This is a genomic window from Frateuria defendens (assembly GCF_001182895.1).
In the GTDB taxonomy this organism is placed as follows: domain Bacteria; phylum Pseudomonadota; class Gammaproteobacteria; order Xanthomonadales; family Rhodanobacteraceae; genus Frateuria_B; species Frateuria_B defendens.
On sequence record NZ_LFQR01000150.1, the window covers coordinates 1 to 5,962 of the forward strand.

Annotated in this window: 4 protein-coding genes; all 4 read left to right on the top strand. The window is 71.1% G+C overall.

All coding sequences use genetic code 11. The features are described from left to right. Window positions 1–257 precede the first annotated feature (257 nt). The 4 genes from ACH65_RS16845 to flgL are packed head-to-tail and all read left to right on the top strand — an operon-like array spanning window position 258 to window position 5,574. Window positions 258–1,460, top strand: coding sequence for a flagellar basal body P-ring protein FlgI (locus ACH65_RS16845; protein ID WP_082190386.1), 1,203 nt, complete (start codon window positions 258–260; stop codon window positions 1,458–1,460). Continuing rightward, window positions 1,460–2,416 carry a flagellar assembly peptidoglycan hydrolase FlgJ gene (gene flgJ, locus ACH65_RS16850; RefSeq protein ID WP_082190387.1) on the top strand — a complete coding sequence of 319 codons (957 nt, stop codon included), beginning with the start codon at window positions 1,460–1,462 and terminating at the stop codon, window positions 2,414–2,416. The genes ACH65_RS16845 and flgJ overlap by 1 nt, the downstream gene beginning before the upstream one ends. 23 nt (window positions 2,417–2,439) lie before the next feature. Beyond that, complete coding sequence (flgK, locus tag ACH65_RS16855; protein WP_049623791.1) at window positions 2,440–4,335, top strand: flagellar hook-associated protein FlgK; 1,896 nt, start codon at window positions 2,440–2,442, stop codon at window positions 4,333–4,335. Window positions 4,336–4,347: 12 nt separating this feature from the next. Continuing rightward, complete coding sequence (flgL, locus tag ACH65_RS16860) at window positions 4,348–5,574, top strand: flagellar hook-associated protein FlgL (RefSeq protein ID WP_082190388.1); 1,227 nt, start codon at window positions 4,348–4,350, stop codon at window positions 5,572–5,574. Window positions 5,575–5,962: the final 388 nt, after the last annotated feature.

Sequence of the window (5,962 nt, forward strand, 5' to 3'; positions counted from 1 at the left end):
TGGGCAAGCAAAGAAAAGTAACTCGGCCGCCGGCAGGCGGACGAAAGCCCGCCGCAGGCGAGCCAGGTCGCGTTGACGCTTCGGTTCACGCCATGTGCTTGGCGCTGGGTGACTCGCTCAACTTGTCACTGCGAGGCCGTCCTTCAGACGTTCCGCGCGCTGCGCGCTTGTCCAGCCTGCGCCGGAACGACGAGCAAAAGCCACGTCGCGAGCCAGGCTGCCGCGAGCACCCGCCCCTCACCCCAACCCTCTCCCCGATGGGGAGAGGGAGCAAAACCGCGCGTTCCCTGGCGGGGAGAGAGAGCCAGGCGTCAGGCCCGCAAGCGGCGAAGAAGAACCGGGCATGGCGCCTCGCCGGAGCCTGCGCCAGCCTGCTGCTCGCCCTGCTGGCAGCCACCGCCCCCGCCCCCGCCCACGCCGACAAGATCCGCGACCTCGCCCAGGTCGCCGGCGTGCGCAGCAACCAGCTCATCGGCTACGGCCTCGTGGTCGGCCTCGACGGCAGCGGCGACCAGACCACCCAGGCCCCGTTCACCACCCAGAGCCTGGAGAACATGCTCCAGCAGTTCGGCATCACCGTGCCGGCCAATGCGCGGCCCATGCTCAAGAACGCCGCGGCGGTGACGGTCACCGCCGAACTGCCGCCGTTCGCCAAGCCCGGCCAGCCCATCGACGTCACCGTGGCCTCCATCGGCAACGCCAAGAGCATCCGCGGCGGCGAGTTGCTGATGACGCCGCTGCGCGGCGCCGACGGCAACGTGTATGCGATGGCGCAGGGCAGCGTGGTGGTGGGCGGGGTGAGCGCGCAGGGGCGCAGCGGCTCCAGCGTGCAGGTGAACATCTCCGCCAGCGGCCGCGTGCCCAACGGCGCCACGGTGGAGCGCAGCGTGGCCTCGGCCTTCGGTGGCGGCGGCGACATCGTGCTCAACCTCAACACGCCCGACTTCACCACCGCGGCGCGGGTGGCCCGCGCGGTGAACCAGGCCTACGGCGCCGGCACCGCGCAGGCCATCGACGGCGGCTCCGTCGCCGTGCGCGGCCCGCGCGACCCGTCGCAGAAGGTGGCCTGGCTCGGCGCCATCCAGGATCTGGACGTGACGCCGGGCGACGCCCCCGCGCGCGTGGTGGTGAACTCGCGCACCGGCACCGTGGTGATCGGCTCGGACGTGCGCGTGAGCGCGGCCGCGGTGGCGCACGGGGCGATCCAGGTGACCATCAGCGAGCAGCCGCTGGTGAGCCAGCCCGCGCCGTTCTCGCGCGGGCAGACCGCGGTGGTGCCGAGCAGCGACGTGCAGGTGAGCGAGAACGGCGCGCACATGTTCAAGTTCGGTCCCGGCGTGAGCCTGGACGCGATCGTGCGCGCGGTGAACCAGGTGGGCGCGGCGCCGAGCGACCTCATCTCCATCCTGCAGGCGCTCAAGCAGGCCGGCGCGCTGCATGCGGAGCTGGTGGTGATCTGATGGCGTCGATGATCGACAGCGCGGCGCGCAACGTCGGCACCTGGACCGAGCTGTCCGGCTTCGACGCCATGCGCCACGCCGCGCAGGCGGATGCCAAGTCCGCGCTGCCGGCGGTAGCCAAGCAGTTCGAGTCGATCTTCACCCAGATGATGCTGAAGTCGATGCGCGAGGCGAGCTTCGGCGACGATCTCTTCGGCAGCCAGGCGGGCGATGCCTGGCGCGACCTGTTCGACCAGCAGCTCTCGCTCAACCTCTCCAGCGGCGGCCGCGGCCTGGGCATCGCCGACATGCTGGTGCGCCAGCTCGGCGGCAAGGCCGGCGAGGGCGGCGCGGCCGCTATCAACGCGGCCGAATCCGCCGGCGCGATGGAGGCGGACGACTGGCATCGGCGGCTGGACTCGGTGGCCGACGCGGCGCGCTCGGCCGGCCGCGCCGCGATGAGCTGGCTGCCGCAGGACGCGCAGCAGTTCGTGCGCGACCTGGCGCCCTATGCGCAGGCGGCCGCGCAGCGCCTGGGCCTGTCGATCCGCACCGTGCTGGCGCAGGCCGCGCTGGAGACCAACTGGGGCACGGCGATGCCGCGCCACGGCGACGGCCGCAGCAGCTTCAACCTGTTCGGCATCAAGGCCGGCGGCGGCTGGGACGGCCGCCGCGTCAACGTGCCGACGCTGGAGTTCGAGGGTGGCGTGGCGGTGCGCCGGCAGGCGCAGTTCCGCGCCTACGAGTCGCCCGCCGACTCCTTCGCCGACTACGCCGAGCTGATCGCCGGCAGCCCGCGCTACGCGCCGGTGCGCGGCCACGGCGACGACGTGCTCGGCTTCGCCCGCGCGCTGGTGGACGGCGGCTACGCCACCGACCCCGGCTACGCGGCCAAGATCGCGGCCATCGCCAACAGCCCGGCCATGCGCCAGGCCCTCGCGGCGCTCAAGAAAGGCGCCGCCGCGCCGACTGAGTAAACGAACCACCGGAACCTTTCCCCATGTCCAACATGCTCAGCATTGGCGTCTCCGGGCTCGGCGCCGCGCAGACGGCGCTCAACACCGTCAGCAACAACATCGCCAACGCCGGCACCGACGGCTACAGCCGCCAGAGCGTGGCGCAGGTGGAGCGCATCGCGCAAAGCAACGGCCGCTACACCGTGGGCAGCGGCGTGGACGTGGTGTCGGTGCAGCGCGCCTACAGCCAGTACCTGTCCCAGGCGGTGTGGAGCGGCAACAGCGCGCTGCAAGGCGCCACCGCCGCCAACGACCTCGCCGGCGCGTTGAACGGCCTGCTCGCCAACGGCGGCGACCTGCAGGGCGCGCTCGACACCTTCTACGGCGCCTTCGCCACCGTGGCCAACACGCCCAACGACAGCTCGGCGCGCACGGCCCTGCTCGGCAAGGCCTCGTCGCTGACCGCGGTGTTCAACACCCTGGGCAGCCAGCTCGCGCAGCAGCAGGGCCAGGTGAACAGCCAGATCGGCAGCACCGTGGACAGCATCAACACCACCGCCAAGCAGATCGCCGCCCTCAACGACCGCATCCGCCAGGCCGGCACGGGCGGGCCGCCGAACGATCTGCTCGACCAGCGCGACCAGCTGATCAAGCAGCTCGCCGGCTACACCGGCATCGCCACCAGCGCGCAGGGCGACGGTACCGTCAGCGTGTTCGCCAGCTCCGGCCAGCCGCTGGTCAGCGGCAGCAACGCCTATGGGCTGACCCTGGGCAGCGACCCTTACGACGCCACCCGCAACGTGGTGGTGGACGCCACCGGCAACGACATCGGCGGGCAGCTCGGCGGCGGCACGCTCGGCGCCCTGCTGAACTACCGCAGCCAGGTGCTCGACCCGGTGCAGAACCGGCTCGGCCAGGCGGCGACGGCGCTGGCGGCCAGCGTCAACGCGCAGCAGGCCAAGGGGCTGGACCTCGACGGCGCGCAGGGCGGGGCGCTCTTCGCCACGCCGGGGCCGGCCGTGCTGGCCTCGAAGAACAACAGCGCCGCGGCGCCGGTGGTGAGCGCGTCGGTCACCGATGCGTCCCGGCTCACCACCTCGGACTACGTGCTCAAGTACACCGGCAACACCACCGCGCCCTCGGCCAACGGCTGGACGCTGAGCACCACCGCCGGGCAGGGCGTGGCACTGACCGCCAACGCCGACGGCACGCTGTCGGCCGACGGGCTCAGCTTCGCCGTCGCCGGCACCGCCCAGGTCGGCGACAGCTACCAGATCCAGCCCACGCGCCAGGCGGCGGTCGGCCTCGCCGTCGCCACCACCAGCCCGTCCAAGATCGCGGCGGCCGCGGCGCTGGCGGCGAGCGCGGGCAGCGGCAACGCCGGCAGCGGCAAGGTCGCCGCGGTCGCGGTGCAGGACGCCGCCGACGCGAAGCTCTTCAACGGCGCCACCGTCAGCTTCACCTCGGCCAGCGCGTACACCGTCACCGACAGCGCCGGCAACAGCATCAGCGGCACCTACACCGCCGGCCAGCCGATCCGCTTCAACGGCTGGAGCCTCACCCTGAGCGGTGCGCCGGCGGCGGGCGACAGCTTCGCCGTGGGCAAGAACAAGGGCCTCAACGACAACAGCAACGCGCTGAGCCTGGCGGCCCTGGCCGACACCGGCATGCTCGACGGCGGCAAGACCTCGGTGATGGGCGCCTACGCCAGCCTCACCAGCACCATCGGCTCGGTGGGAAGCCAGGCCGCGGCGGAGCTGGACACCCGTACCAGCCTGTACAACCAGGCCGTGAGCGCGCAGCAGAGCGGGGCGGGCGTGAACCTGGACGAGGAGGCGGCCAACCTGGTCAAGTTCCAGCAGGCCTACCAGGCCTCCGCCCAGGTGATCGCCACCGCGCAGACCCTCTTCAGCAGCCTGATCGGCGCTCTCCAGGCATAAGGACTATTTGCCATGATCCGACTCTCGACCAGCTGGATGTACCAGCAATCGCTGAGCACCATGCTCGCCCAGCAGGGCGCGCTGAGCGCCACGCAGGGGCAGGTGAGCAGCGGCAAGCGCATCGGCGTGGCCTCCGACGACCCGGCCGGCGCCGCGCAGGTGGTGAACCTCGACCACGTGCTGGCCGCCACCGCGCAGTACAGCAGCAACATCGACGGCGCCAATACGCGCCTGTCCACCGAGACCAGCACGCTGAACTCGGTCACCTCGCTGCTGGACCAGGCGCGTACGCTCGCCGTGCAGGGCATCAACGGCACCCTCTCCCAGGCCGACCGCGACGACATGGCGACCCAGCTCGGCCAGATCCGCAGCCAGCTGGTGCAGCTGGCCAACACCACCGACGCCAACGGCAACGCGCTGTTCGCCGGCACCGCCACCACCACCACGCCGTTCACGCTCAACGCCGACAGCTCGGTGAGCTACGCCGGCGACGACGGCCAGCAGCGGGCGGCCATCGGCAGCGGCCTGTCGGTGCCCAACGGCGACCCGGGCAGCGCGCTGTTCCTGAACCTGCCCGCCGGCAACGGCGACTTCGTCGCCAGCGCGGGCGGCGGCAACGGCGGCAGCCTGGTGGTGGGCGGCAACAGCGTCAGCGACCCGGCCGCATGGAACGTGGCCACCGCCGGCGGCCCGGCCGACTACACCATCACCTTCGCCGCCAACGGCAACTGGACGGCCACCGACGGCAGCGGCAATCCGCTGCTGGACGCCAGCGGCAACCCGGTCGCCGGCACTTACCAGGAGGGCGGCAGCATCAGCTTCAACGGCATGACGCTGGCATTGAGCGGCACGCCGGCGGCGGGCGACACGGTGAGCGTGAAGTCCGGCACGCAGCAGGACGTGTTCACCACACTGGGCAAGATGATCGACGCGCTGCACACCGGCGACCAGACCGGCCTCGGCAACGTCTTCAACCGCCAGATCGAGTCGCTGGACCAGGCGCTGGAAGGCGTCAGCAACACGCAGGTGCAGGTGGGCAGCCGCCTGAACATGCTGCAGCAACAGCAGTCCACGTATGCGGACCTCAACGTGACTTACCAGAGCGCGCTGTCGAACGTGCGGGACGTGGACATGGCTTCGGCGATCGGCAAGCTGTCGCTGCAGTCGACGGTGTTGCAGGCTTCGCAGCAGGTGTTTGCGAAGGTGCAGGGGATGAGCCTGTTCGATTACCTGAAATAGCGGTCCCACCGCCTTGCTCCCGCTCCCCTCGGTGGAGCGCGATGCCTTGCTCCCTCTCCTCATCGGGGCACGCGGGGAGGCGCCATGGATGGCGCCGGCTTTGAGGAGCGAGGAGAGGGTTGGGGTGAGGGGCGGGTGCTCGCGGGAACGCATCTATCTCGCTCGTGGCTCCCGTTCGTCGTTCCCGCGTAGGTCGGGCAAGCGCAGTGCGCAGCGAGCTGTGAGCGGGGATTGAAAGCGAAGCGCTGTCGAGTTGTGGCCGGCCTTTGGCCGGGGTTTCGCTCCCCTGCCGGGGAGCGAGTTACTTTCTCTTGCTTGTCCAAGAGAAAGTAACCAAAGAGAAGGACACCCCGAGGGCGCGCCCTGCGGACTCCTGTCCGCAGGGTTC

Bases quoted from the DNA above. Each gene is read 5' to 3' on its own strand.
- ACH65_RS16845 (WP_082190386.1), top strand. From the start codon at position 258: ATGGGGAGAGGGAGCAAAACCGCGCGTTCCCTGGCGGGGAGAGAGAGC.
- flgL (WP_082190388.1), top strand. From the start codon at position 4,348: ATGATCCGACTCTCGACCAGCTGGATGTACCAGCAATCGCTGAGCACC.
- flgK (WP_049623791.1), top strand. From the start codon at position 2,440: ATGTCCAACATGCTCAGCATTGGCGTCTCCGGGCTCGGCGCCGCGCAG.
- flgJ (WP_082190387.1), top strand. From the start codon at position 1,460: ATGGCGTCGATGATCGACAGCGCGGCGCGCAACGTCGGCACCTGGACC.